General features: G+C 74.7%; 18 protein-coding genes and 2 pseudogenes. 8 read left to right on the forward strand and 12 right to left on the reverse strand.

Translation table 11 applies throughout. The features are described 5' to 3' along the window. Positions 1-106: 106 nt before the first annotated feature. From ACQPYN_RS02410 to ACQPYN_RS02420, 3 genes are read right to left on the reverse strand one after another with little or no spacing between them, the layout of a single operon-like run. Positions 107-1,060: an ATP-binding protein gene (locus ACQPYN_RS02410; RefSeq protein ID WP_433032938.1), complete on the reverse strand. Its 954-nt coding sequence runs from the start codon at positions 1,058-1,060 to the stop codon at positions 107-109. Continuing rightward, positions 1,057-1,401 (reverse strand): STAS domain-containing protein, encoded by a 345-nt coding sequence (locus ACQPYN_RS02415; protein ID WP_433032941.1) that lies wholly within the window; start codon positions 1,399-1,401, stop codon positions 1,057-1,059. Before ACQPYN_RS02415 ends, ACQPYN_RS02410 begins: the two co-directional genes overlap by 4 nt. Continuing rightward, a complete protein-coding gene (locus ACQPYN_RS02420) occupies positions 1,398-3,515 on the reverse strand; it encodes a GAF domain-containing SpoIIE family protein phosphatase (protein WP_433032944.1) in 2,118 nt (705 codons plus the stop codon). Before ACQPYN_RS02420 ends, ACQPYN_RS02415 begins: the two co-directional genes overlap by 4 nt. 174 nt (positions 3,516-3,689) lie before the next feature. On the opposite strand from ACQPYN_RS02420, the gene ACQPYN_RS02425 reads away from it, so the two are divergent. Beyond that, the gene (locus ACQPYN_RS02425) at positions 3,690-4,109 is read left to right on the forward strand and encodes a YciI family protein (protein WP_433032947.1); all 420 of its coding nucleotides are present in this window, start codon (positions 3,690-3,692) and stop codon (positions 4,107-4,109) included. 15 nt (positions 4,110-4,124) lie between these two features. Continuing rightward, positions 4,125-5,407: pseudogene (locus tag ACQPYN_RS02430) on the forward strand (RNA polymerase sigma factor). Between the two features lie 4 nt (positions 5,408-5,411). On the opposite strand, the gene ACQPYN_RS02435 reads toward ACQPYN_RS02430, so the two are convergent. The 6 genes from ACQPYN_RS02435 to ACQPYN_RS02460 all read right to left on the reverse strand — a co-directional run bounded on the left by ACQPYN_RS02435 (position 5,412) and on the right by ACQPYN_RS02460 (position 11,950). Beyond that, entirely contained in the window at positions 5,412-6,695 is a 1,284-nt protein-coding gene (locus ACQPYN_RS02435; RefSeq protein ID WP_433032950.1) for an MFS transporter, read from the reverse strand. 168 nt (positions 6,696-6,863) lie between these two features. After that, positions 6,864-8,279, reverse strand: coding sequence for an MmgE/PrpD family protein (locus ACQPYN_RS02440; protein WP_433032953.1), 1,416 nt, complete (start codon positions 8,277-8,279; stop codon positions 6,864-6,866). Further along, positions 8,276-9,103: a cyclase family protein gene (locus tag ACQPYN_RS02445; RefSeq protein ID WP_433032956.1), complete on the reverse strand. Its 828-nt coding sequence runs from the start codon at positions 9,101-9,103 to the stop codon at positions 8,276-8,278. Before ACQPYN_RS02445 ends, ACQPYN_RS02440 begins: the two co-directional genes overlap by 4 nt. Further along, positions 9,100-9,954 carry an HpcH/HpaI aldolase/citrate lyase family protein gene (locus tag ACQPYN_RS02450; protein WP_433032959.1) on the reverse strand — a complete coding sequence of 285 codons (855 nt, stop codon included), beginning with the start codon at positions 9,952-9,954 and terminating at the stop codon, positions 9,100-9,102. Before ACQPYN_RS02450 ends, ACQPYN_RS02445 begins: the two co-directional genes overlap by 4 nt. Then, the gene (locus ACQPYN_RS02455; protein ID WP_433032962.1) at positions 9,951-11,147 is read right to left on the reverse strand and encodes a CaiB/BaiF CoA transferase family protein; all 1,197 of its coding nucleotides are present in this window, start codon (positions 11,145-11,147) and stop codon (positions 9,951-9,953) included. The genes ACQPYN_RS02450 and ACQPYN_RS02455 overlap by 4 nt, the downstream gene beginning before the upstream one ends. Continuing rightward, positions 11,144-11,950, reverse strand: a complete 807-nt coding sequence (locus tag ACQPYN_RS02460; protein ID WP_433032965.1) for an IclR family transcriptional regulator — start codon at positions 11,948-11,950, stop codon at positions 11,144-11,146. The genes ACQPYN_RS02455 and ACQPYN_RS02460 overlap by 4 nt, the downstream gene beginning before the upstream one ends. Positions 11,951-12,111: 161 nt before the next feature. Between ACQPYN_RS02460 and ACQPYN_RS02465 the strand changes: the two genes are divergently transcribed. Both ACQPYN_RS02465 and ACQPYN_RS02470 read left to right on the forward strand, forming a co-directional pair. Further along, positions 12,112-13,500 (forward strand): FAD-dependent oxidoreductase, encoded by a 1,389-nt coding sequence (locus ACQPYN_RS02465; protein ID WP_433032968.1) that lies wholly within the window; start codon positions 12,112-12,114, stop codon positions 13,498-13,500. Next, a complete protein-coding gene (locus ACQPYN_RS02470; RefSeq protein WP_433032971.1) occupies positions 13,497-14,954 on the forward strand; it encodes a dihydroorotase in 1,458 nt (485 codons plus the stop codon). Before ACQPYN_RS02465 ends, ACQPYN_RS02470 begins: the two co-directional genes overlap by 4 nt. A gap of 12 nt (positions 14,955-14,966) precedes the next feature. Here the strand turns inward: ACQPYN_RS02470 and ACQPYN_RS02475 are convergent, their stop codons facing one another. After that, on the reverse strand, positions 14,967-16,082 hold the full coding sequence (locus ACQPYN_RS02475; protein WP_433032974.1) for an FAD-dependent oxidoreductase: 1,116 nt from the start codon (positions 16,080-16,082) through the stop codon (positions 14,967-14,969). Positions 16,083-16,159: 77 nt separating this feature from the next. Between ACQPYN_RS02475 and ACQPYN_RS02480 the strand changes: the two genes are divergently transcribed. Then, positions 16,160-16,822, forward strand: a complete 663-nt coding sequence (locus ACQPYN_RS02480; RefSeq protein ID WP_433032977.1) for a TetR/AcrR family transcriptional regulator — start codon at positions 16,160-16,162, stop codon at positions 16,820-16,822. Here ACQPYN_RS02480 and ACQPYN_RS02485 read toward each other — a convergent pair. Further along, positions 16,819-17,457 (reverse strand): LysE family translocator, encoded by a 639-nt coding sequence (locus tag ACQPYN_RS02485; protein WP_433032980.1) that lies wholly within the window; start codon positions 17,455-17,457, stop codon positions 16,819-16,821. The two genes, ACQPYN_RS02480 and ACQPYN_RS02485, sit on opposite strands and share 4 nt — an antisense overlap. 134 nt (positions 17,458-17,591) lie before the next feature. Here ACQPYN_RS02485 and ACQPYN_RS02490 point away from each other — a divergent pair, with 134 nt between their 5' ends. Further along, entirely contained in the window at positions 17,592-18,767 is a 1,176-nt protein-coding gene (locus tag ACQPYN_RS02490) for a serine hydrolase domain-containing protein (protein WP_433032984.1), read from the forward strand. A 46-nt stretch (positions 18,768-18,813) separates the two neighbouring features. On the opposite strand, the gene ACQPYN_RS02495 is transcribed toward ACQPYN_RS02490, so the two are convergent. Continuing rightward, a complete protein-coding gene (locus tag ACQPYN_RS02495) occupies positions 18,814-20,361 on the reverse strand; it encodes a long-chain-fatty-acid--CoA ligase (protein WP_433032987.1) in 1,548 nt (515 codons plus the stop codon). A gap of 242 nt (positions 20,362-20,603) precedes the next feature. Here ACQPYN_RS02495 and ACQPYN_RS02500 point away from each other — a divergent pair, with 242 nt between their 5' ends. Further along, positions 20,604-21,404 carry an enoyl-CoA hydratase/isomerase family protein gene (locus ACQPYN_RS02500; protein ID WP_433032990.1) on the forward strand — a complete coding sequence of 267 codons (801 nt, stop codon included), beginning with the start codon at positions 20,604-20,606 and terminating at the stop codon, positions 21,402-21,404. Positions 21,405-21,421: 17 nt separating this feature from the next. Beyond that, a pseudogene (locus ACQPYN_RS02505) lies at positions 21,422-22,159 on the forward strand (TetR/AcrR family transcriptional regulator); the annotation flags it as partial. Positions 22,160-22,260: the final 101 nt, after the last annotated feature.

The following is a 22,260-nucleotide window of genomic DNA, read 5'->3' on the forward strand; positions in this document are numbered from 1 at the left end:
GCACCGGCGTGGTCGCGCCGAGGAGCTCGCTGCCCTTCATCCGTCCCGAGAGGCGACATCCGGAGCTCTGGCTCCGGGCCGGGTCAGGGAGGAGCTTACCCCGGGGTCACGCGGCGCTGATCTCCAGGCGGACGTGGGTGCCGTCGACGCCGGTCCAGAAGTGCAGCACGTCGCTGAGCTGGCGGGCGAGCCAGACGCCGCGTCCGCGGACCGAGCGGACGTCGGGGCGGCGGAGCCCGGGCGTCGTGGTCGTCATGTGCCCGGCGTCGTGGACCTGGGCGACGACCCGCCCGGGCCGGGTCCACCAGGACAGCGTGCCGCGGCCGGGACCGTGCTCGATGCTGTTGCTCACCAGCTCGCCGATGGCGAGGACGAGCCCGTCGACCTGCTCGTCACTCAGCCCGGCCTCCTCGCCGTGCCGGCGCGTCGCTGTCCGGACGCCACGCAGCGCGGTCACGCCCTCGAACGTCGCGAGGTGGTTCGGCGGCCCGAGGGGTGGCGCGGGCGGGGCGGGGACGGACGCGAGGACCTGGTCCGGGGTGCGGTAGCGCGGGTTCGGGCTCGCGTGGGAGCCGTCGAAGAGCTCGGGGTGGTTCCAGTACAGGTAGCGCTCGGTGTCCTCCGAGGCGCCGGCGGCGTCGCACAGGCAGACCAGCGTCACCGGCAGGCCGCTCAGGGCGAGATTGCAGCTCGCGTCGACGACGCTCCAGAAGTCGGGTGCCGACGAGCGCGGCCCCGGCCCGCCCACGGTGCTGCTGTCGCTGAGGACGAGTGCGGCGCGGCCGTCCGCCGTGAGCTCCCGGAGCCGGTCGGCCCGGCGCGAGGCCGTCGTCTGCCCGCTGTAGGTGTAGGGCTGCGCCGGCTCGCCGAACACGACGTCGTCCGCCGCGCTCCCGAGCCGACGTTCGAGGGCGCCGCGGGCGGGGTCGTCGACCGCGGCCCACACGAGGTCACCCCGCGCGAGCGCCACGGTGAGCATCGGCGTCAGCGTGGCCACGAGGCCGTCGACGTCGTGGAAGAAGACCGCGAGGTGGCGGAAGGGGTCGGATGCCGTGCTCATGATGGCGGTTCCTCCCGGTCGAGGACCTCGAGACGGTCGGTGATCCCGAGCATGTCGAACATGCGCCGGGTCTGACCGTGTCCGAGACGCACCGCGAGGCGGCGGTTCTCGTCGTCGGCGACACCCTGGGCCAGCAGCACCAGGCGCACCCCGCAGGAGTCGACGTACTCGAGCGCGGCCAGGTCCAGCACGAGCACCGCCGGGGCCTCCGCCTCCGCCGCGGACACCTCGTCCTGGGCGGTCGGCAGGGTGTCGTTGTCGAGCTCCCCGGACAGGGCGAGCTCCAGGCGTCCGTCCCGGGACGTGCGGGCCACCCGCAGCACGGCGGCGTCCTCGGTCACGGCGCCGCCCGGATCACGAGCAGGGCGACGTCGTCGCGGAGCTTCCCGTCTCCGAACCCGGAGACCGCGTCGAGGACGCCGTCGGCGACGGTGTCGGCGGACGTGTCGGCGAAGGACGCGACGAGCGACGCCAGCCGGTCGGACCCGAAGAACCCGTCGGGTCCGCGGGCCTCGGTGACGCCGTCGGTGTAGAGCAGCAGGGCGTCGCCGGGGGCGAGCCGGACGTCGGCCTCGACGAGCTCGGGATCGGGGTAGACGCCGACGAGCGTGCCGGGGACGTCGAGCCACTCGACGTCGTCACGCCTGCGCACGAGGCCCGGTGGGTGCCCGCCGTTGACGAGGGTGATCGTCACCCCGTCCGGGTCGACGGTCAGGGCCCCGTGGACCATCGTGGCGAACCGGGCGCGGGAGCCGTCCTGGTTCCGCAGCATCGCGGCGTTGACCCGGCGCACCACGTCCGCGGGTCCGAACCCGTGACGGACCTCGGCCTGCACGGTGTGCCGGATGAGCGAGGTGAGCGCGGCGGCCTGGGGGCCCTTGCCGCAGACGTCGGCGACGGTGAGCGCCCAGCGCCCGCGCTCGGGGTCCTCGTGGACGTCGTAGAGGTCGCCGCCGACGTAGACGTCGGTGAGCTCCGGGTCCGGCGGCCGGTAGCGGCCGGCGCACTCGACGCCCGGCACGTGGGGGAGCTCGCTGGGCAGCAGCGCCGTCTGGAGCGTGCGGGCGACCATGCGCTGCTGCTCGTAGAGGGCGGCGTTGTCGAGGGCGACCGCGGCGGTGGCGGCGAGCTGGCCGACGAAGGTCAGGTCCGCCGCGGTGAAGTGCTCCCCGGACTCCGCGTGCACGAGCGTCAGGGCACCGAGACTGCGCCCGCGCACCAGCAGCGGGACGACGATCGCGGAGCGCAGGCCGATCGCCCGGATCAGCTCGAGGTGCGTCGCGTCCCGCGCGGACGCGACGAGCAGCTCGTCGGGCACGTCCTCCATGACCACCGGCACCCCGCTGCGGGCGACGTCGATGGCCCCGCCGGGGGCGTCCGGGTCCGGCGGGTAGCGACGCTCGAGCTCCTCGATGAACGCGATCTTCGCGGGGTCGAGGTGGGCGACCGTGACCCGCTCGACGCGCGACCCGCGCACGAGGTGCACCGCGGACCAGTCGGCGATGCCCTTGACGACGAGGTCGCCGAGCTGGCGCAGGCGCTCCTCCACCGACAGCGGCGCCTCCATGAGCCGGCTCGCCTGCGCCAGGAAGGCCATGCGGTCCCGCTCGCGTTCGGCGGCGGCGCGCGCCTCGTGCTCGGCGGTGTAGAGCCGCGCGCGGTCGAGCGCCTGGGCGCAGAGCGCGGCCGCGGCCATGAGGAACTCCCGCTCGGACGGGTCGAAGGCCCGGGGCTGGTAGAAGCTGAAGACCACGGCGCCGAGGTCGCGGTCCTCGACGAGCAGCGGCAGGCAGGCCGTGGCCTGGTGGCCCTCGGAGACCCCGATCGAGGCCATCTCGGGGTAGCGCGCACGCCACTGCCCGGCGTCCTCCAGCCACACCGGCGTGCGGCCCAGGACGGCGTCCGACATCGGCCGCCCGCACTGCAGCGGCACCCGCGCGAAGAGTCGGTGGGTGTCGCTCGCCCAGCCGTGGTGGTGCAGGGCCTCCATGACGTCGGAGCCCTCGGGGCGGCGGTAGGCGATGCAGGAGTCGGCCCCGATCAGCGCCGCGGCCGTCGTGGTGGTCAGGCGTCCGATCTCCGTGGGCGTCGCGGCGCGGGAGAGCTGCTCGGTCAGCTGCTGGAACCCGGCGGTGCGGGCGCGGGAGCGGTCGTCGTCGTCGGGGACCACGCGCAGCAGGAGCCCGGAGATGCGACCGGGACCGCCGCCCAGGGGCGTGCAGCGGATGACGCGACCCTCCTCGTGGGCGACCCGGCTCGCCTCGCCGGAGAGGTACGCGGTGTCGAGGGCGTCGACGAACTCCGGGAGCGCCTCGCGCAGCGACGTGTCGAGGCGGATCGGGCCCAGGACCTCGCGGCCGAGCGGGCTCAACGCCCCGAGGGCGTGGTCGTCGCCGGACGTCACCGCGAGCACGCCGGGAACTACGTGGAGTAGCTCATCGGCGCCGATGTTCACCCGCAGGACCTTATAGCGGACGATGACCAGCGCACAGGGCCCCGATCGGTGACGAAGAGTGATCGTCACGGGAGTCCGAGAATTCCTCCCGTTTCCGTGTCGATCGGCGCCGACGGCGTTCGACCCAGGGGTGAGAGGGTCCGACGGAGGCCCTGCCGACCAGGGGAGAGACCGATGAAGTACATGCTGATCATGCGGGCCACCGACGAGGCCTACGCGGCGATGGCCGATGTCGACATGACCGAGATGATCGACCTCATGGGCCGGTTCAACGACGAGCTCATCCGGGCCGGCGTGCTGCTCGCCGCCGAAGGGCTCGAGGACGCCTCGGAGGGTGTGATCGTCGACCACTCCTCCGAGCCGCCGGTGGTCACCGACGGCCCCTACGGGGAGACGAAGGAGCTGTTCGGCGGCTTCTACCTCCTCAACGTGTCGTCCAAGGAGGAGGCCGTCGAGTGGGCGAAGCGCCTCCCGGGTGCCGGCAAGGGCTTCAAGACCGAGGTCCGCCGAGTCCCGACGATCGACGAGTTCCCGCAGGACAACGAGTGGATCCAGAAGGAGCGGGCGTGGCGCGAGGCCACGGGCCAGCTCTGAGCCCCGGACCCCGCCATGGACGACGCCACGACCCGTGAGGCCGTCGCCGCCGTCTGGCGGATCGACTCCGCGCGGATCGTCGGCGCGCTCGCGCGCTACACCGGCGACTTCGCGCTGGCCGAGGACCTGGCGCAGGAGGCCCTGGCTGCAGCCCTCGTGACCTGGCCCCGCGACGGGGTGCCCGACAGTCCGGCGGCGTGGCTGCTCACGGCGGGGCGTCGCCGGGCGATCGACGCGTTCCGTCGCCGCTCGGCCCTCGACGACCGGTACGCCGCCCTCGCCCGCGACCTGGGCGAGGGCGGTGCGGTCGCGGGCGCCGCGCCCGCGGATCCGGGGGAGGTCGACGACGTGCTGTGGGACCCCGACCAGATCGACGACGACGTCCTCGCGCTGATCTTCATCTCGTGCCACCCGGTGCTCTCGCGGGAGGCGCGGGTGGCGCTGACGCTGCGGGTGGTCGGCGGCCTCACGAGCGACGAGATCGCCCGCGCGTTCCTCGTCCCGACCGCCACGGTGCAGGCCAGGATCACGCGGGCGAAGAAGACGCTCGCAGCGGCCCGCGTGCCCTTCGGGGTGCCGCCGGCGGCCGAGCGCGTCGAGCGCCTCGGCACGGTGCTCAGCGTCATCTACCTGATCTTCACCGAGGGGTCCTCGGCCACCTCCGGGGACCAGCTGGTGCGCCTCGACCTCGCGGGCGAGGCGCGGCGCCTCGCCCGTGTGCTGGCGCGGCTCGCGCCCGACGAGCCGGAGGTCCACGCGCTGGTGGCGCTGCTCGAGCTGACCGCGGCGCGCTTCCCCGCCCGGACCGACCCGGACGGCGAGCCGGTGCTGCTCGAGCACCAGGACCGGCGTCGGTGGGACCGGGCCGCGATCCGGCGGGGCGGGCGGCGCTCGCGCAGGCGGAGGCGGCCGGGCGGGGTCTCGGCTACTACGGCCTGCAGGCCGCGATCGCCGAGTGCCACGCGGTGGCGGCGTCGGTCGACGCGACCGACTGGCCGCGCGTCGTGCTCCTCTACGAGGCGCTCGGTCGGCTCGCCCCGTCCCCGGTGATCGAGCTCAACCGAGCGGTCGCGGTGTCCATGGCCGAGGGCCCGGCGACGGCGCTGCCGATCGTCGACGAGCTCGTGAGCGCCCCGGCCCTCGCCGGCTCGCACCTGCTCCCGAGTGTCCGCGGGGAGCTGCTCACCCGCCTGGGACGCCACGACGACGCGCGCCGGGAGCTGGCGCGCGCCGTCGAGTTGTGCGGCAACGAGCGCGAGCGGGCGCTGCTGCGCCGCAAGCTCGCGGACCTGGCCTGACCCGTCAGACCTCCTCGACCGACCGCGTCGGGGTCTCGCGGCGCGCCGGCTCGCGGGTGGCGAACAGCATCAGCAGCGCGCCGATCGCGGCGAGCGCACTCATCACGATGAAGCCGCTGGTGAACGTCCCGGTGGACGACACGATGAACCCCATGACGGCGGGCGCGACGATGCCGGCGAGCGCGAACGCGGCGTCGGCGAACCCGGCGGCGCTGCCGGGCTGACCGGGCTCCGCGTCGATCGAGGCGACCCACCAGATGCCGCCGGTGACGAAGCCGAAGCCGACGCCGAGCGAGATGAAGACCAGCGCGACCGTCAGCGTCGGGTCGACGAACACCGGGATCAGCGAGGCGCCGGAGAGCAGCAGGGCGCAGCCCATGATCGTGAAGCGGCTGCGGATGCTCTGCGTGCGGCGGTAGACCCGGTCGACGAGGAAGCCGCCGACCAGCGCGCCGACGACACCGGCGGCCCAGGGCGCGATCGAGAACGCGCCGACGGCCTTGATGGACAGGCCGTACGAGGTGGAGAGGAACTGGGGCAGCCAGTACATGAAGCCCCAGAACATGAAGCCCCAGGAGAAGTAGCCGATGGCCACGATCCAGAGGTTGCGGTTGGTGAGCAGCGAGCGCCAGTCGACGCTGCCGGAGCGGTTCTCCGACTCCTCGATGTCCTGGCCCGCGGCGATGAACGCCCGCTCGGCCTCGTTGACCCGCGGCGACTCGGACGGGGTGTTGCGCAGCAGGCCGATGGCGACGGCGGCCCAGACGATCCCGAGCACGGCCATGACCCAGAACATGCCGCGCCAGCCGACCGCGCCGATGAGGTTGGTGAGGACGGGGCCGGCGATGAGCAGGCTGCCCGAGACCGCGACGCCGCCGATGAGGGCGAGCGCGAAGCCGCGCTCGGCGCGGGGCAGCCAGCGGCTCACCGTGCGGGTGGCCGCCGGGAAGGCCGGTGCCTCGCCGGCACCGAGGATGATCCGGATCAGCAGGAGGCCGACGAAGCCACCCGCGAGCGGGACGAGCGCCGTGGCGATCGAGAAGATCGTGATGGCGACGAGCAGGACCTTCCGTGGCCCGTACTTGTCGACGAGCGGGCCGGACAGGAACGCGAAGACCATGTAGCCGATCGCGAAGGCGCTCGAGATGATGCCGTACTGCGCGGTGGAGATCCCGAATTCCTGCTGCAGCGGCTGCACCGCGTAGGAGACCGCCGACCGGTCGATGTAGTTGATGACGATGAGGGCGACGATCAGAACGATCGTCGCCCACCGGAATCGTGTCTGCATCAGCGCACCTGTCGGTCGGGAATCGGCACCGGAGAACTGTTCCGTCGAGAGGAACGATCTCGTGCTTGCTCGTTCATCGAGGTTCCCAAGGCCGATGTTGCTGGTCAAGAGGCCAGCGCATGGTCGAGAGGACCGTTTCGCCGACTGTTCCTCTGGCGGGAACAAGGATCAGAGGAGTGCGCCCGTCCGGTCCATGAGATCGGTGACGCGACGGCCGCCGCGCAGTTCCCGCACGGCGTCGACGACGGCGGGGACGTCCTCCTCGGGCACCGAGCGCACGGCGTTGGTCCGGAACTTCTCGGCAACCTCGTCGTCGCCCAGCGGCCGGTCCGGCCCGCCCCGGTTGGCGACGATCCGCTCGGTCACCGACTCGCCGGAGTCGAGGCGCGCGGTGAGCACGGCGGGGAACTGGTGCGGGAAGATCGCGGTCGATTCCTCGTCGGCCACGCAGCGCACGCGGCCGGCGAGTGCGAGCCGGGCCGGGTCGGCCGCGGCGGTGTCGGTGAAGTCGTCGTGCGAGAGGCCGAGCCCGCCGCCGCCGAGCAGCGCGGCGGCCACGGTGTAGGGCCCGCTGAAGGCCGCGTGGTACCCGGACCGCGGCGCGGCCTTCTCCTCGGCCGGCTCGGCGATCGTGCGCAGGACGGGGGCGGGCGCGCCGAGCGTCAGCTCGACGACCCGCTCGGCGGTGATGCCGTCGGACCGCATCCGCAGCGCCGCGTCGATGCCGGCGTGGGTGAAGTGGTTGCAGGGGTAGGGCTTGGTGAACACGCGCAGGGTCTCCCAGTGCTCGCCGAGGTCGTCGGTGACCCGCTCGACGTGCGTGCGCTCGCCGCAGAAGGCCCGCAGGAACCCGAACCGGCCCTCGAGCACGGTCGGCGGGCCGGTGAGGCCGTGCCGTGCGAGGTCGGCGGCGGCGACGCCCGCGTGGGCGGCCCAGCCGCAGTGCACCCGCTTCACGGTGCCGCCGGTGCGGTTGGCCTCGATGATGCCGGCGCCGGTGCTCGCGGCGATGCCGATCGCCGAGGTCAGCCCGTCGGCGTCGAGCCCGCGCAGCATCCCGACGGCCACCGCCGCCCCGACGGCGCCGCAGATCGCGGTGGCGTGCTGGCCGTGCTCGAAGAAGACCGAGTTGCCCAGCTCCTCGTCGTAGCCCGCCATCCCGAGCCGGCAGGTCAGCTCGACCCCCACGGCGGCGGCGTCGAGGTACGCGGTGCCGGACGCTCCGACGGCCTCGGCGGCGGCGAGCGCCGCGGGCAGGACCGCCGCCGAGGGGTGCAGCACCGACGGCAGGTGGGTGTCGTCGAAGTCGAGGCTGTGGGCCAGCGTGCCGTTGACCAGCGCCGCCGACGGCGCGGGCAGGCGGCGGCCGTCGGCCAGCGAGGTCGCCGCCGGCGTCCCGCCCCACTCGGCGACGACGGCCGCGACGACCCGCGCCGGCTCGGCGTCGCGGGCGGCGAGGCAGTTGCCGAGCAGGTCGGCGGTGCGGGCGACGAGGTCGTCGCGCAGCGCGTCGGGGGCGCCGTGCGCGGCGGTGCGGGCGGCGAAGGAGGCGAACTCCTGGGCGGGGGTGAGATCCGTGCTCATGCCGCGACCACCGCCACCGGACGCACCGGCGACCCGGTGCCGCCGACGATGCGCAGCGGGGCCAGCACGAAGAGGAACTCGGTGAGCCCCTGCGCCGCGGCCTCCTCGAGCGCGAGGTGCTCGACGATGTGGATGCCGTGCTCGACGAGCAGGATCCGGTGCACGGGCAGCACGCGGTGCCCGTCGCCCGCCGGGATCTGCTCGAACGCGGTGGTGTCGGCGCCGGCGGCCACCACCCGGCGCTCGGCGAGCCATCGGGCGCCGTCCTCGGTCACGCCGGGGACGCCGGTGTCGTGCCCGAGATAGGAGGCGGCGTCGTCGAACCGGCGCGCCCACCCGGTGCGCACCAGCGCGACGTCGCCCGGACCGGGCTCCGCACCGGCGCGGTCGGCGGCCGCGGCCAGGTCGTCGGCGGTGACGCCCTCACCGGGGCCGAGCGCGTCGACCCCGCGCACGCCGGGGACGTCGAGCAGCACGCCGCGGGTGATCATCGCCGGGATGTGCTCGGCACCGTGCTCGGTGTGCCGCCCGCCCTTCTGCGCGGCCTCGGCGTCGATGCCGCCGTGCAGGCAACCGTCCTGGCTGACGTGGGAGAGCGCGTCGACGTGGGTGCCGACGTGCCCGCCGGTCACGACGATCTCGTTGGACGCGGAGCCGCCGTCGGGGCGGACCATGTCGCCGTGGCGCCGGATGAGCGTCATCCGGAACCCGGGGTGGTTCGGCGAGCACGGCATGCCGGTGAACAGCGGCTGCCCCAGCTCGACGGTGCGGGTGCCCGCGGTGACGGCGTCGATCAGGGCACGGGTGCCCGTGGCGGTCGTCATCGGTCCTCCTCAGTGAGGGTGTCGGGGAGGGTGTCGGCCTGCTGGAGCACGCGGTGGGCCCCGGCGACGACGGCGGGGTCGACGAAGCGGCCCCGCGCGTCGACCCACGCGCTCTCCCCGCGGCCGGTGGCGTCGGTGAGCGAGCCGAGCAGCGCCCGGGCGTCGGTGACCTCGTCGGCGCTCGGCGTGAACGCCCGGTGCACGGGCTCGACCTGCTTGGGGTGGATCACCGAGCGGCCGAAGAAGCCCTGGTCGCGGGCCTCGCGGCTGTCGTGCTCGAGCCCGTCCGGGTCGGCGAGGTCGGTCCAGACGCTGGTGATCGGCGCGGCGATCCCGGCGGCCCGGCACGCGACGACGACGCGCTGGCGCGCCCACGCCAGCGCGTCCGGGCGCCGGACACCGAGGTCCGCGGCGAGGTCGGCCTCGCCCAGGGAGACGGCGAGCACCGACGGGTGCGCCGTGGCCAGCGCGTAGGCCTGCTCGACGCCGAGGGCGGTCTCGAGGAGCAGGTGCAGCGGCAGGCCCAGGCGATGCGCGAGCCCCGCGATCGTCTCCGGGTCGCCGGCCTTGGGCACGCGTACGCCGTCGAGGTCGGTGCCGGCCAGGGCGGCGAGGTCGTCAGCCGACCACGGGGTGCCGACGGCATTGACGCGCACCCACAGGGGCTTGGTGCGCGGCACGGTCGCGGCGCGCACCGCGGCGGCGCGCGCGGACTCCTTCGCCTCGGCGGGCACGGCGTCCTCGAGGTCGAGCACCACGGCGTCGGCGGGACCGGAGAGGGCCTTGTCCAGCAGCTCGGGGCGGTGCGCGGGGACGTAGAGCCAGCTCCGCGCGCGTCCCGGCCCCGTCACAGCGCCCCCGCCGCCCGCAGCTCGGCGAGCCGGTCGGCGTCGATCCCGTGGCGGGCGAGCACCTCCGCGGTGTGCTCGCCGAGGCGCGGGCCGGCGGTCCGGACGCGGCCCGGGGTCTCGGAGAGCCGGAACGGCACGTTCTGGAACCGGATCGGTCCGAGCTCGTCGTCGTCGACGGTGACGACGCTGCCGAGCGCGGCGTACTGCGGGTCGGCGAGGACGTCGGCGGCGGTGTAGATCGGGGCGACGGCGGCCTCGGCCTTCTCGAACGCGGCGACGACCTCGTCGCGGTCGCGCTCGGCGATCCAGGCGCCGACGGCGTCGTCGAGCTCGTCGGCGTGCTGCGCGCGCTGGGCGCCGGTGGCGAACCAGGGCTCGTCGATCAGCTCGGGCCGTCCCACCAGCCGCATCACCCGTTCCGCGATCGACTGCGCGCTGGTGGACACCGCGACCCAGCGGCCGTCGGCGCACTCGTAGGTGTTGCGCGGGGCGTTGTTGGACGAGCGGTTGCCGTGCCGGGGCTGCAGCTCGCCGAGCTGGTCGTAGGCGATGAGCTGGGGCCCGAGCACCGTGAGCAGCGGCTCGATGATCGCCATGTCGAGCACCTGGCCGCGGCCGGTCTGCTCGCGGGCCCGCAGCGCGGTCATGATCCCGAACGCCGTGGTCAGCGCGGCGACGCCGTCGGCCAGGCCGAAGGGCGGGAGCGTCGGCGGGCCGTCGGGCTCGCCGGTGATGGCGGCGAAGCCGCTCATGGCCTCCGCGAGCGTCCCGAAGCCCGGGCGCGAGGAGTACGGCCCGAACTGGCCGAAGCCGGTGACCCGCGCGAGCACGAGCCCGGGGTTCGCCTCGTGCAGCACCTCCGGGCCGATGCCCCAGCGCTCGAGCGTCCCGGGCCGGAAGTTCTCGATCACCACGTCGGCGTCGGCGGCCAGGGTGCGGAAGACCTCCTGCCCCTCCGGGGACGAGAGGTTCAGCGTGATCGCCTGCTTGTTGCGGCCGAGCATCTTCCACCAGAGGCCGACGCCGTCACGCTGCGCGCCGTGGGTGCGCGACGGGTCGCCGCGCGGGTGCTCGATCTTGATCACGTCGGCGCCGTGGTCGCCCAGCATCGTGGCGGCGAGCGGCCCGGCGAACAGGGTGGCGACGTCGAGGACCTTGAGTCCCTGGAGAGCGCCTGTCGAAGGGGCAGTCATCCGGCGTCCGTCCTTCCTGCGCTGACCGGGGTGCGGCCCGGGTCGCCGCCGAGGCGCCGGGAGATCTGGCCGGCGACGGCCACGACCCGCGGGCCGAGCTCGGTGGCGACGGCGTCGGTCATCCGGTAGCGCGGGCCGCACACCGAGATGGCCCCGAGGACGTCGCCGCCGACATCGAAGACGGGCGCGGCCACCGAGCCGGCGTCGGCCTGGCGCTCGCCGGCCGAGACGGCCCAGCCGCGGGCGGCGATGCCGTCGAGCTCGGAGCGCAGGGCCACCGGGTCGACCGGGGTGTGCGGCGTGAGCGACTCGAGCCCCGCGGCGAGCACCTCGTCGCGGTGCTCGGCGTCGAGGTGGGCGAGCATGCACTTGCCGGAGCTGCCCGCGTGCAGCGGGAACCGGCGGCCCAGCTCGACGGTCATCTTGATCTCGTGCAGGCCCACGACCTGGTCGAGGTAGACGCGGCCGTGCGGCACCGGCGTGCTCAGGGTGGCCGTCTCGCGGGTCTCGTCCCGCAGCCGGCGCAGCAGCGGCAGCGCTGCCGAGCGCAGGTCCGACTCGCGCAGCGCGCGGGCCCCGAGCGCGGCGACGGACGGGCCCAGCCGGTACTCGCGGCTCACCGGGTCGAGGACGACCATGTCGCGGCCGGCCAGCGACTGCAGGATGCGGTGCACCACCGCCTTGCTCAGCCCGAGCTCCCGCGCGATCCGCGTGACCCCGAGCGTCGACGGCCCCTCGACGAACAGCAGCAGCACGTCCGCCACGCGCGAGGTCGACTCCGTCCCGCCACCGGGCTCGGCCATGTCGCCATCCTCCGTACCGTTGGACGGAACGTAGCGTCGCCGCCGTCCGCGCCGGATGTCAAGCCGGACGTGCTGCTCTTGCCGTCCCCGCGCTGAACTGCTGTCATGCGACACGAGGGCTTCGCGAGGCTGTTTCTCTGGACGGAACGGGGTGAGCGCCGGTGGTCGACACCGACCTCGTGGTCGTCGGCGCGGGCGGCGGGCTCGCCGGCGCGCTGCGTGCGGCGGAGCACGGCCTCGACGTCGTCGTGGTCGAGGCCGACGAGCACTTCCGGCGGGGCAACAACACCGCGATGTCGACGGCGATGGTCCCGGGCGCCGGCACCCGCTTCCAACGTGCCGCGGGGATCGACGACTCGCCCGCGCGCTTCCTCGCCGACGTCGAGGCGAAGACCGCCGGCGAGGCCGACCCGACGGTGGCCCGCGCGCTGACCGCCGTGAGCGCCGAGCTGGTCGAGTGGCTCGCCGACGGGGTCGGCCTGCCGATCGAGCTCCCCGTCGACATGGACTACCCCGGCCACTCGGCCCGCCGGGTGCACTCGGTGCCCGGCCGGCACGGGTCGTCGCTGCTGCGCGGGCTGCTCGACGCCGTCACCGCGTCCGACCGGATCGATCTCCTGTGCCCCGCCCGCGCGGTCGGGCTGGAGGTCGGCGACGCCGGCGTGCGCGTCACCGTCGAGGACCCGCACGGCGGGCGCGAGGACGTCAGCGCGCGGGCGGTGCTGCTGGCCACCAACGGCTACGGCGCCGACCCCGGGCTCGTCGCGCAGCACGTCGGGGAGATCGCCGACGCGACCTACCACGGCAGCGAGTTCGCCCGCGGCGACGGACTGCGCCTCGGCCGGTCGGTCGGCGGCGCCGACGGCTTCCTCGACGCCTACCAGGGACACGCGGCGCTCTCGGCGGCCGCGCGCACGCTGGTGACGTGGACGACGGTGATGCACGGCGGCGTCGTCGTGGACGCCGACGGCCGGCGCTTCGCCGACGAGACCGTCGGCTACTCGGAGTTCGCCGCCCTGCTGGCCGCCCGCCCCGGCGCCCGCGGCTGGGTGGTGCTCGACCAGCGCATCGACGCCCTGTCCCAGGCCTTCGGCGACTACCGCGACGTGGCGGGGTCCGGCGCGCTGCGCTGGGCCGACGACGCCGAGGAGCTGGCCGCGCGCCTCGGCGTCGCGCCCGGGGTGCTGGCCGCCGAGCTCGCCGACGCCGCCGCGGTGGCGCGCGGCGAGCAGGCGGCCGACCGCGTCGGGCGCACCGCGGTCGAGGCGCCGCTGACGCCGCCGCTCGCCGCGGTCGAGATCGTGCCCGCGTTGTTCCACACCCAGGGCGGCCTGCACGTCGACGAGCACGCGCGGCTGCTCGACGCCGCCGGCCGCCCCGTCGCGGGTGTCTACGCCTCCGGCGGGGCCGCGGTCGGGATGTCCGGCCACGGCGCCGCCGGCTACCTCGCCGGCAACGGGCTGCTGCCCGCCCTCGGCCTCGCCGTCCTCGCCGCCGACCACCTCGCCGGGGTCCGCCCCGCGCCCGCCCTCCAGGAGGTCCACCCGTGAGCCACGACCTGATCATCCGCGACGTCCGCGTCGTCCGCCCCGGCGTCGAGGACGTGACGCACGCCGACATCGCCGTCGACGGCGGCCGCATCACCGCGGTGGCGCCGGACCTCGGCACCGACGCCGCGCGGGTCGAGGAGGGCCGCGGCCGGCTGGCCTTCCCCGGGGTGGTCGACGCCCACCAGCACTGGGGCATCTACAACCCGCTGTCCGAGGACACCGAGACCGAGAGCCGCGCCTGCGCGCAGGGCGGCGTGACCACCTCACTGACCTACATGCGCTCCGGGCAGTACTACCTGAACAAGGGCGGCGCCTACGCCGACCTGTTCCCCGAGGTCCTCGCCGCGTCGGAGGGCCGCTCCTACGTCGACTACGCGTTCCACCTGGCGCCGATGCAGGCCTCGCACATCGACGAGATCCCCTCGCTGGTCGACGACCACGGGGTGACGTCGTTCAAGATCTTCATGTTCTACGGCAGCCACGGCCTGCACGGGCGCTCGAACGACCAGAACGACTTCCTCATGATCCCCGAGGGCGAGCGCTACGACATCGCGCACTTCGAGTTCGTCATGCGCGGCATCCAGCGCGTGCGCGAGCAGCGTCCCGACATCGCCGACCGCATCTCGCTCTCGCTGCACTGCGAGACCGCGGAGATCATGACCGCGTACACGCGCATGGTGGAGCAGGAGGGGCGCCTCACCGGGCTCGAGGCCTACAGCGCGTCCCGGCCGCCGCACTCCGAGGGCCTCGCCGTCACGATCGCGTCGTACCTCGCGCACGAGACCGGCCTGCCGACGATCAACCTGCTGCACCTGTCGTCGGCCAAGGCGCTCGAGGCGGCCCTGCTGATGGCGGGCACGTTCCCGCACGTCGACTTCCGCCGGGAGGTGACGATCGGCCACCTGCTCGCCGACGTCGCCACCGCCGACGGGATCGGCGGCAAGGTCAACCCGCCGCTGCGCCCGCGCGAGGACGTCGAGGCCCTCTGGCGCCACGTGCTCGCCGGCGACGTCTCGTGGGTCGTCTCGGACCACGCGTGCTGCAAGGAGGCGACGAAGTTCGGCGACGACCCCGCGGACGTCTTCGCGGCCAAGTCGGGCTTCGGCGGCACCGAGTACCTGCTGGCCGGGCTGGTCGGCGAGGGCCTCAAGCGCGGGCTACCCCTGTCGGCCGTGGCCGCGCTGACGTCGTGGAACCCCGCGCGGCGCTTCGGGCTGGGCAGCAAGGGCGATCTCGCGCCGGGCTTCGACGCCGACGTCGTGCTCGTCGACCCCGACACGTCGTGGACCGTCGACCCGGCGGGCTCGGAGTCGACGCAGGAGTACTCGCCGTTCCGGGGCCTGGAGATCGGCGCGACCGTCGACGCCACGTTCCTGCGCGGCGAGCGCATCTGGGCCGACGGGCGGGTGGAGGGCGCGCCGACCGGCCGCTACCAGCACCGGCCGACGGCCTGAACGCCCGACGACTCAGCCCGTGAACGCGGCGACCAGGCCGTGGGGTGCGTCGTCGCCGAACATCATCTCGTGGAGCTCGGCGCCGTCGGTGGCGGCCGCGGCGGCGCGGGGGAAGAGCGCCTGCTCGTACTCGGCGAGCGCGGCCTCGACGTCTCCCGCGTGCGCGGCGAGGATCCGGGCGAGCTCGGCGCCGTCCTGCATGGCGAGGTTGGCGCCCTCGCCGTTCGGGGGCGCGAGGTGGGCGGCGTCGCCGACCAGGGTCACGCCGGGCACGCGGTCCCACCGGTGCCCGACCGGCAGGGTGTGGAGCGGTCGCAGGACCGGGTCCGTGTCGCCGTCGGTGATCAGAGCGGTGAGCTCGGGTGCCCAGCCCTCGAACTCCCGGGCGATCCGTGCGGTGGCGGCCGGGGCGTCGCCGAAGTCGACGTCGGCGAACCACTCCGGCGACCGGGCCAGCGCCACGTAGGTGTGCAGCGTGCCGCCGCTCTCCCGGTGCGCCGAGATGCCCCGCCCGGCGGCGAGGGCCATCAGCGACCCGCCGCCGACCGCCGCCGCGGCCGCGGGATGCCGGGTGTCGCCGTCCTCGAGGTAGGTCTCGACGAACGAGACCCCGGAGTAGACGGGCGTGGCGTCGGAGAGCAGCGGCCGGACCCGTGACCACGCGCCGTCGACGCCGACGAGCAGGCTCGTCGCGACGGTGGAGCCGTCGGCGAAGGTCACCTCGTGGCGTCCCCCGCCGAGCGCACGGACGCCCGCGACCTTGTGCCCCCACCGGACGGTGCCCTCGGGCAGCGAGTCGATCAGGAGCCGGCGCAGCTCGCCGCGCTGCACCTCGGGGCGCCCGCCGCCGGCGTCCGGCTGGTCGAACAGCACGGTGCCGTCCTGGTCGAGGATGCGCATCGCCTCGCGGCCCTCGAGGACGAGCCGGCGGAACGGCTCGCTCAGCCCGGCCGCCGCGAGGGCCGGCTGGCCGTTCTCCTCGTGGATGTCGAGCATCCCGCCCTGGTGGCGCGAGGTCGCCGAGGGTTCCGCCTCGTAGACCGTGACCGGGAATCCGTGGACGTGCAGGACGCGGGCGAGGACGAGCCCGCCGAGTCCGGCACCGATGATCGTGACGTGGGTCGCCATGACGTCTCCTCGCGGCTCTGGAATATCGTTCCAGGGCAAGTATTGGAACGTCGTTCCAGAGATGTCAAGATGTGGGGGTGGCGACACGGGCACGCAGGGCGGAAGCGCTCTCCCGCGAGCGGATCGTCGAGGCCTCCGTCGCGATCCTCGACGCGGCAGGCGAGGCCGGGCTGACGTTCAAGGCGCTGACCGAACGCCTCGCCACCGGGCCCGGGGCGATCTACTGGCACGTGGCGAACAAGGACGAGCTGCTCGCCGCGGCCACCGACGCCGTGGTCGCCGCGGCGCTCGCGGTCGAGCCCGCCGGGTCCTCCGCGCAGGACCAGGTCCGTGCCGTCGCGCTCGGCCTCTTCGACGCGATCGACGAGCACCCCTGGGTGGCGGCGCAGCTCTCCGCCAGCTCGTGGCAGGCGACGGCGCCGAGGATCCTCGAGAGCGTCGGCCGGCGGGTGCGCGCGCTGGGCGTGCCACAGCGCCGCTGGTTCACGGTGACGTCGGTGCTGGTGCAGTACATCCTCGGCGCCGCGGCGCAGAACGCCGCCAACGGCCGGACCCCCGCGCCCGACACGGACCGCGAGGAGTTCCTGGACGCCGTGGCGACGACCTGGGAGGAGCTCGACCCCGACGACTACGCGTTCACCCGGACCATCGCCGACCAGATGCGCGAGCACGACGACCGCGAGCAGTTCCTCGCCGGGATCGACCTCGTGCTCACCGGGATCACCGCCGGGGAGGGCTAGCCCGTCGCGCGGGACGTCGTCGCGAGACCGACGCCGAGGCCGACCATCGACACGCCGCCGGCGGTACCGAGGACGGCGAGACGCCGCGGCGAGCGCGCGAACCAGGCGCGGGCCGTGCCGGCGGAGAGCGCCCAGACGCTGTCGAGCACCAGGCCGATCCCCACGACGACCAGGCCGAGCAGGAGGATCTGGGTGCCGATCGCCCCCGCCGGGTCCGCGAACTGCGGCAGGAACGCGACGAAGAAGAGCGCGCTCTTGGGGTTCAGCACGCCGACGACCACACCGTCGACGAGGCACCGCCACCACGTGGGCAGGGCCGCGGGTTCCGGGCCGGTCAGCGCCCCGGTGGTCCGGTGGCGGTGCCGGATGGCCAGCAGGCCGAGCGCGATCAGGTAGGCGGCCCCGGCGAGCTTGACGACGGTGAACGCCACCGCGGAGCGCTCGAGCACCGCGCCGAGACCGACGGCGACCGCGACCACCTGCACGGCGACCCCGGCGGAGTTGCCCACCACCGAGCAGACGGCGCGACGCCGGCCGGCCACGAGGGCCCGCCCGATCGCGAACACGACGCTGGGCCCGGGGATCGCGATGAAGACCACCGCGGCGACGAGGAAGGCGAGCAGACGATCCGACACGAGCGTGAGCGTCGAGCACGCGGTCCCCGGCGTCGAGGGGTTTCGACGCCCGGTCCGCGACGCCTCGGGTAGCTGTGTCCCGCACCACACTGTGCTAGACCGGATCGTCCGGTCACCTGCTCCACGGAGGTCCCATGTCCACGACGATCGACGGCTCCGGCATCGACGCGGTGCTGCAGAAAGCGGTCGACGACGGGGCGGTGCCCCACGTCGCGGCGATCGCCGCCGACGCCGACGGCGTGTTCTACGAGGGCGCGGCCGGGGTGCACCTCGGCGAGGGCGGGCCGGTGCCGGTGTCGACCACGACGCAGTTCCGGATCATGTCGATGACCAAGATGGTCGCCACGACCGTGGCGCTGCAGCAGGTCGAGCGCGGCGAGCTGGACCTGGCGGCCCCGGTCGCGGAGTACGTCAAGGAGTTCGACGACCTGCAGGTCCTCGACGGCTTCGACGGCGACACCCCCCGGCTCCGCGCGCCCCGCTCCCGGGCCACGGTCCGGCACCTGCTGACGCACACCTCGGGGCTGTCGTACTGGTTCTGGAACGCCGACATCGTCAAGTACGAGCAGGTCACCGGCCTCCCCAACGTGGTGCCCGGCGACATGGCCGCCTTCCGGGCGCCCCTGGTCGCCGACCCCGGCACGCGATTCGAGTACGGGATCAACACCGACTGGCTCGGCCGCGTCGTCGAGGCCGTCGCCGGGACGACCCTCGACGTCGTCATCAAGGAGGGCGTCACCGGCCCGCTCGGGATGGACGACACGATGTTCGCCCTCGACGACGCCCGTCAGGCGAACAAGACCCCGGTGCACGTCAAGGGCGAGGACGGCACCTGGGCCTCGGCCGGCAACCTCCTGCCCGACGACCCGCAGTGGTGGGCGGGCGGGCACGGCATGCACTCCACCCCGCGCGACTACATCCGCTTCGAGCGGGCGCTGTTGCGCGGTGGGGAGCTCGACGGCGTCCGCATCCTGCGCCCGGAGACGGTGGACGCGGCGTTCAGCGACCAGCTCGACGGCGTGCCGATGCCCACCGAGATCGCCACGGCGGACCCGGCCATCACCGACACCCTCAAGCTCGGCGAGGGCTGGACCTGGGGCTACGGGCTGCTGCTCAACACCCGCGACATCCCCGGCGCCCGGCGCGCCTGGACCGGCGCCTGGGCGGGCCTGCTGAACACCCACTTCTTCATCGACCGCACGAGCGGGGTGTGCGCGTCGATCTACACCAACTCGCTGCCCTTCATCACCGAGCACGAGGCCTGGAAGCTCTACCAGGACTTCGAGGGCGCCCTGTACGCCGCGCTCTGAGGCCGGTCCGGCCCGCGGGGTCTCCGGGGCTCGAGGGGGAGGTGCGTCAGGAGACCCCGCGGTCGGCCGCCTGCCAGTGCTCGGCGCGCAGCTCGCGCTTGAGGATCTTCCCGGCGCCGGAGATCGGCAGGGCGTCGCGGAGCTCGACGGTGCGGGGTGCCTTGTAGCCCGCGATCAGGCCCTTGACGTGCTCCCGGAGCGCGTCGGCGGAGGGCGCGGCACCCGCGGCCGGCACGACCACGGCGTGGACGCGCTCGCCCCACTCGTCGTCGGGCACGCCGATCACCGCGCAGGAGGCCACGTCGGGGTGCTTGGCCAGCGCGTTCTCGACCTCGACCGAGTACACGTTCTCGCCGCCGGAGACGATCATGTCCTTGATGCGGTCGACGACGTAGACGTAGCCCTCGTCGTCCATCCGCCCGCCGTCGCCGGTGTGCATCCAGCCGCCGCGCAGCGCCGTCGCGGTCTCCTCGGGACGGTTCCAGTAGCCGAGCATGACGTGCGGGCCGCGGCAGACGATCTCGCCGACCGTGCCGCGCGGGACCTCGCGGTCCTCCTCGTCGACGATCCGCACCTCGCTGTGCGGGGCGGCCCGCCCGGCCGAGCGCCGCAGCCGGTCGACGGCGTGGTCGGCGGGGGAGAGCAGCGTCGCCACCGGCGAGAGCTCGGTCATCCCGTAGGCCTGCGTGAACTCGGCGGCGGGCAGGCGTTTCGCGGCGCGCTCGAGGACGGCCTCGGAGATCGGCGACGCGCCGTAGATGAGGTTCCGCAGGTGGGTCAGGTCGGCCTCGGCGGCCTCCGGGGCGTCGACCAGCATCTGGATCATCGTGGGGACGAGGAGGACGTCGGTGACCTCGTGGCGGGCCATCGCCTCGGCGACCCCGGCCGGCGTGAACATCGGGACGATCACGTGGGTGCCGCCCACGACGTTGCGCGCCACCCACGCGGCGCCGTCGGCGAGGTGGAACATCGGCGCGGCGTGCAGGAGGCGCCCGCCCGGGGTCATGAACGAGCCGGAGGCCGCGGTGCCCAGCGCCGAGGCGAGCAGGTTCGCGTGGCTGAGCACGACGCCCTTGGGCGTGCCCGTGGTGCCGCCGGTGTAGTAGACGCCGTAGGGCTCGGCGCCGCCGCGGCGTGCGTCCGGCACCGGCTCGTGCCCGGCGACGAGCGCCTCGAAGGACACCATCCCCTCGGGGACGTCGCCGTCGCCGCAGTGGACGACGGTGCGGACGACCGGCGCGGCCGCCAGGACCGCGGGCACGGCGGGGACGAACGTGTCGTCGACGAGCAGGATCGTCGCGCCCGCGTCCTCCAGCGAGAACGCGATCTCGGCAGGGCTCCAGCGGATGTTCACCGGCGTGACGACGCCGCCCGCCCACGGCACCGCGAGCAGGTACTCGTGATAGCGGTCGGAGTTCAGCGAGAGCATCGCGACGCGGTCGCCCGGGCCCACCCCGAGCGCGTGCAGCGCGCCGGCGAGGCGGGCGACGCGGTCGAGGCACTCCGCCCAGGTGCGGACACGCTCGCCCGCGATGGTCGCGGGCAGGTCGGGGGTCTGCTGGGCGGCGCGGTGCAGCGCCTGGGTGATCTCCATGGCCGGGTCCTCCCGCGTCGGTTGCCCGCGATATGTGAATCGTGATTAGCTCGACCGACAGTGAAGCACGTCACCTCGGACCGGGGAAGCGTCCGATTCGTCCAGGGAGGCCCGCGGTGTCTTCGCTCGAAGGCGGCGGAATCGGCCCACCACGATCCGATCGACAGGACCCGGGGCTTCCGGCCCCCGTCACGCAGGCGGAATGGCTGTTCACATCCCGTGACGGGGCGGCGGACGGCGTCGTGCGCGTCGCGCTCGACGGCGGCGTCGCGACGGTGGTCCTCGACCGGCCGCCCCGCAACGCGCTGACCTCGGGGTTCGCGGACGCCCTCCTCGAGGCGCTCGCCGCCTGCCACGCCGACGCGCGGGTGCGGGCGGTGGTCCTCACCGGCGCCGGTGACTCGTTCAGCGTCGGCGCGGACCTCACCGGTGGGCCGGAGGCGCTCCGGGACCTCCTCGACGCCGACGGCGCCGACCGGCCCGGCTACCGCGAGCCGGCGGGCCGCGTGACGGCGGCGATGGTCCGGCTCGGGGTCCCCGTGATCGCGGCGCTGGGCGGCGACGCGGTGGGCGGGGGCGCGACCGTCGCGCTCGGGGCCGACGTGCGCGTCGCGACGCCCGAGACCCGCATCGGGTTCCCGTTCACGCGGCTCGGCGTCTGCCCGGAGGGTGCCTCGACCCACCACCTGCCGCGCGTCGTGGGCGCCGGCCGGGCGGCGGACTGGCTGCTCTCCGGGCGCCTCGTCGGGGCCCGCGAGGCCGAGTCCGCGGGCTTCCTCGCCGCGACCGTGACCCGCGACGACCTGCTCCCGTGGGCGCAGGAGTGGGCGGGGACGATCGCCGCCCGCACGTCGCCGACGGCGGTCGCGGCCACCAAGACGCTGCTGCGTGCCGCGCCCGCCGACGCCGGGGCCGCGTCCGAGGCGGAGAGCCGGACGATCGTCGAGCTGATCCGGGGTCCGGACTGCGTGGAGGGCGTCACCGCGTTCCTCGAGCGCCGCCGCCCGCGCTTCGCCCCGCGGGCGCCCGGGGACGAGCGGTGACGTCCCCGTCCGTGCCGGTGCGCCGGCGGCCCCGGGACCGTCGCCGGCAGATCCTCGCCGCGGCGGCGGCCCGGTTCTGGTCGCTGGGCTACCACCAGGTCGGGATGGCGGACGTCGCGACGGCGGTGGGGATCGCGCCGAGCGCGCTGTACCGCCACGTCCGCGGCAAGGAGGAGCTGCTGCTCGCCGTCCTCGACGAGCACCTGGCCCGTATCGAGCGCCTGGTCGGGGAGTCTCCCGACGGTGACCACGGCGGCGATCTCCTCGACGGCCTCGCCGCCCTGACCCTGGAACGCCGCGAGTTCGGCCTGCTCTGGGAGCGGGAGTCCGGGCACCTGCCCGACGAGGCGCGCCGCGCGATCCGTCACCGCCTGCGGGCCGTGGCGGGCGTCGTCGCCGCACGCTGCGCCGAGCCCGACCCGGCGGCGGCCGACCTGCGGGCGTGGGCCGCGCTGGCGGTCGTGGACAGCCCGTCGCACCACCGCTACGAGCTCGACGATGCGCGCTTCCGCCCCCTGCTGGCGGGCGCGGCCCGGGCCGTCCTCACGGCGCCCCTGCCACCGTCGGCCGGCCCGTCGGCCGACCCGGCGCGACCGGGCGTGCTCGCGCCGGCCTCCCGCCGCGAGGCCTTGCTGGCCGCGGCGACGCGGCTGTTCGGTGAGCGCGGCTACCCGGCGGTCGGCCTGGGGGACATCGGCGCCGCGGCCGGCATCGCCGGGCCGAGCGTCTACCGGCACTTCACGACGAAGCCCGATCTCCTGCTCCGCACCCTGCACCGCGGGAACGAGGCGCTGTGGCTGGGCCTGCACCACGCGCTGGGGCGGGCGGCGGACGCCCCGGACGCCGTGGCGCGGCT

Source organism: Actinomycetospora sp. CA-053990 (genome assembly GCF_050948445.1).
Classification (GTDB): Bacteria; Actinomycetota; Actinomycetes; order Mycobacteriales; family Pseudonocardiaceae; genus Actinomycetospora; species Actinomycetospora callitridis.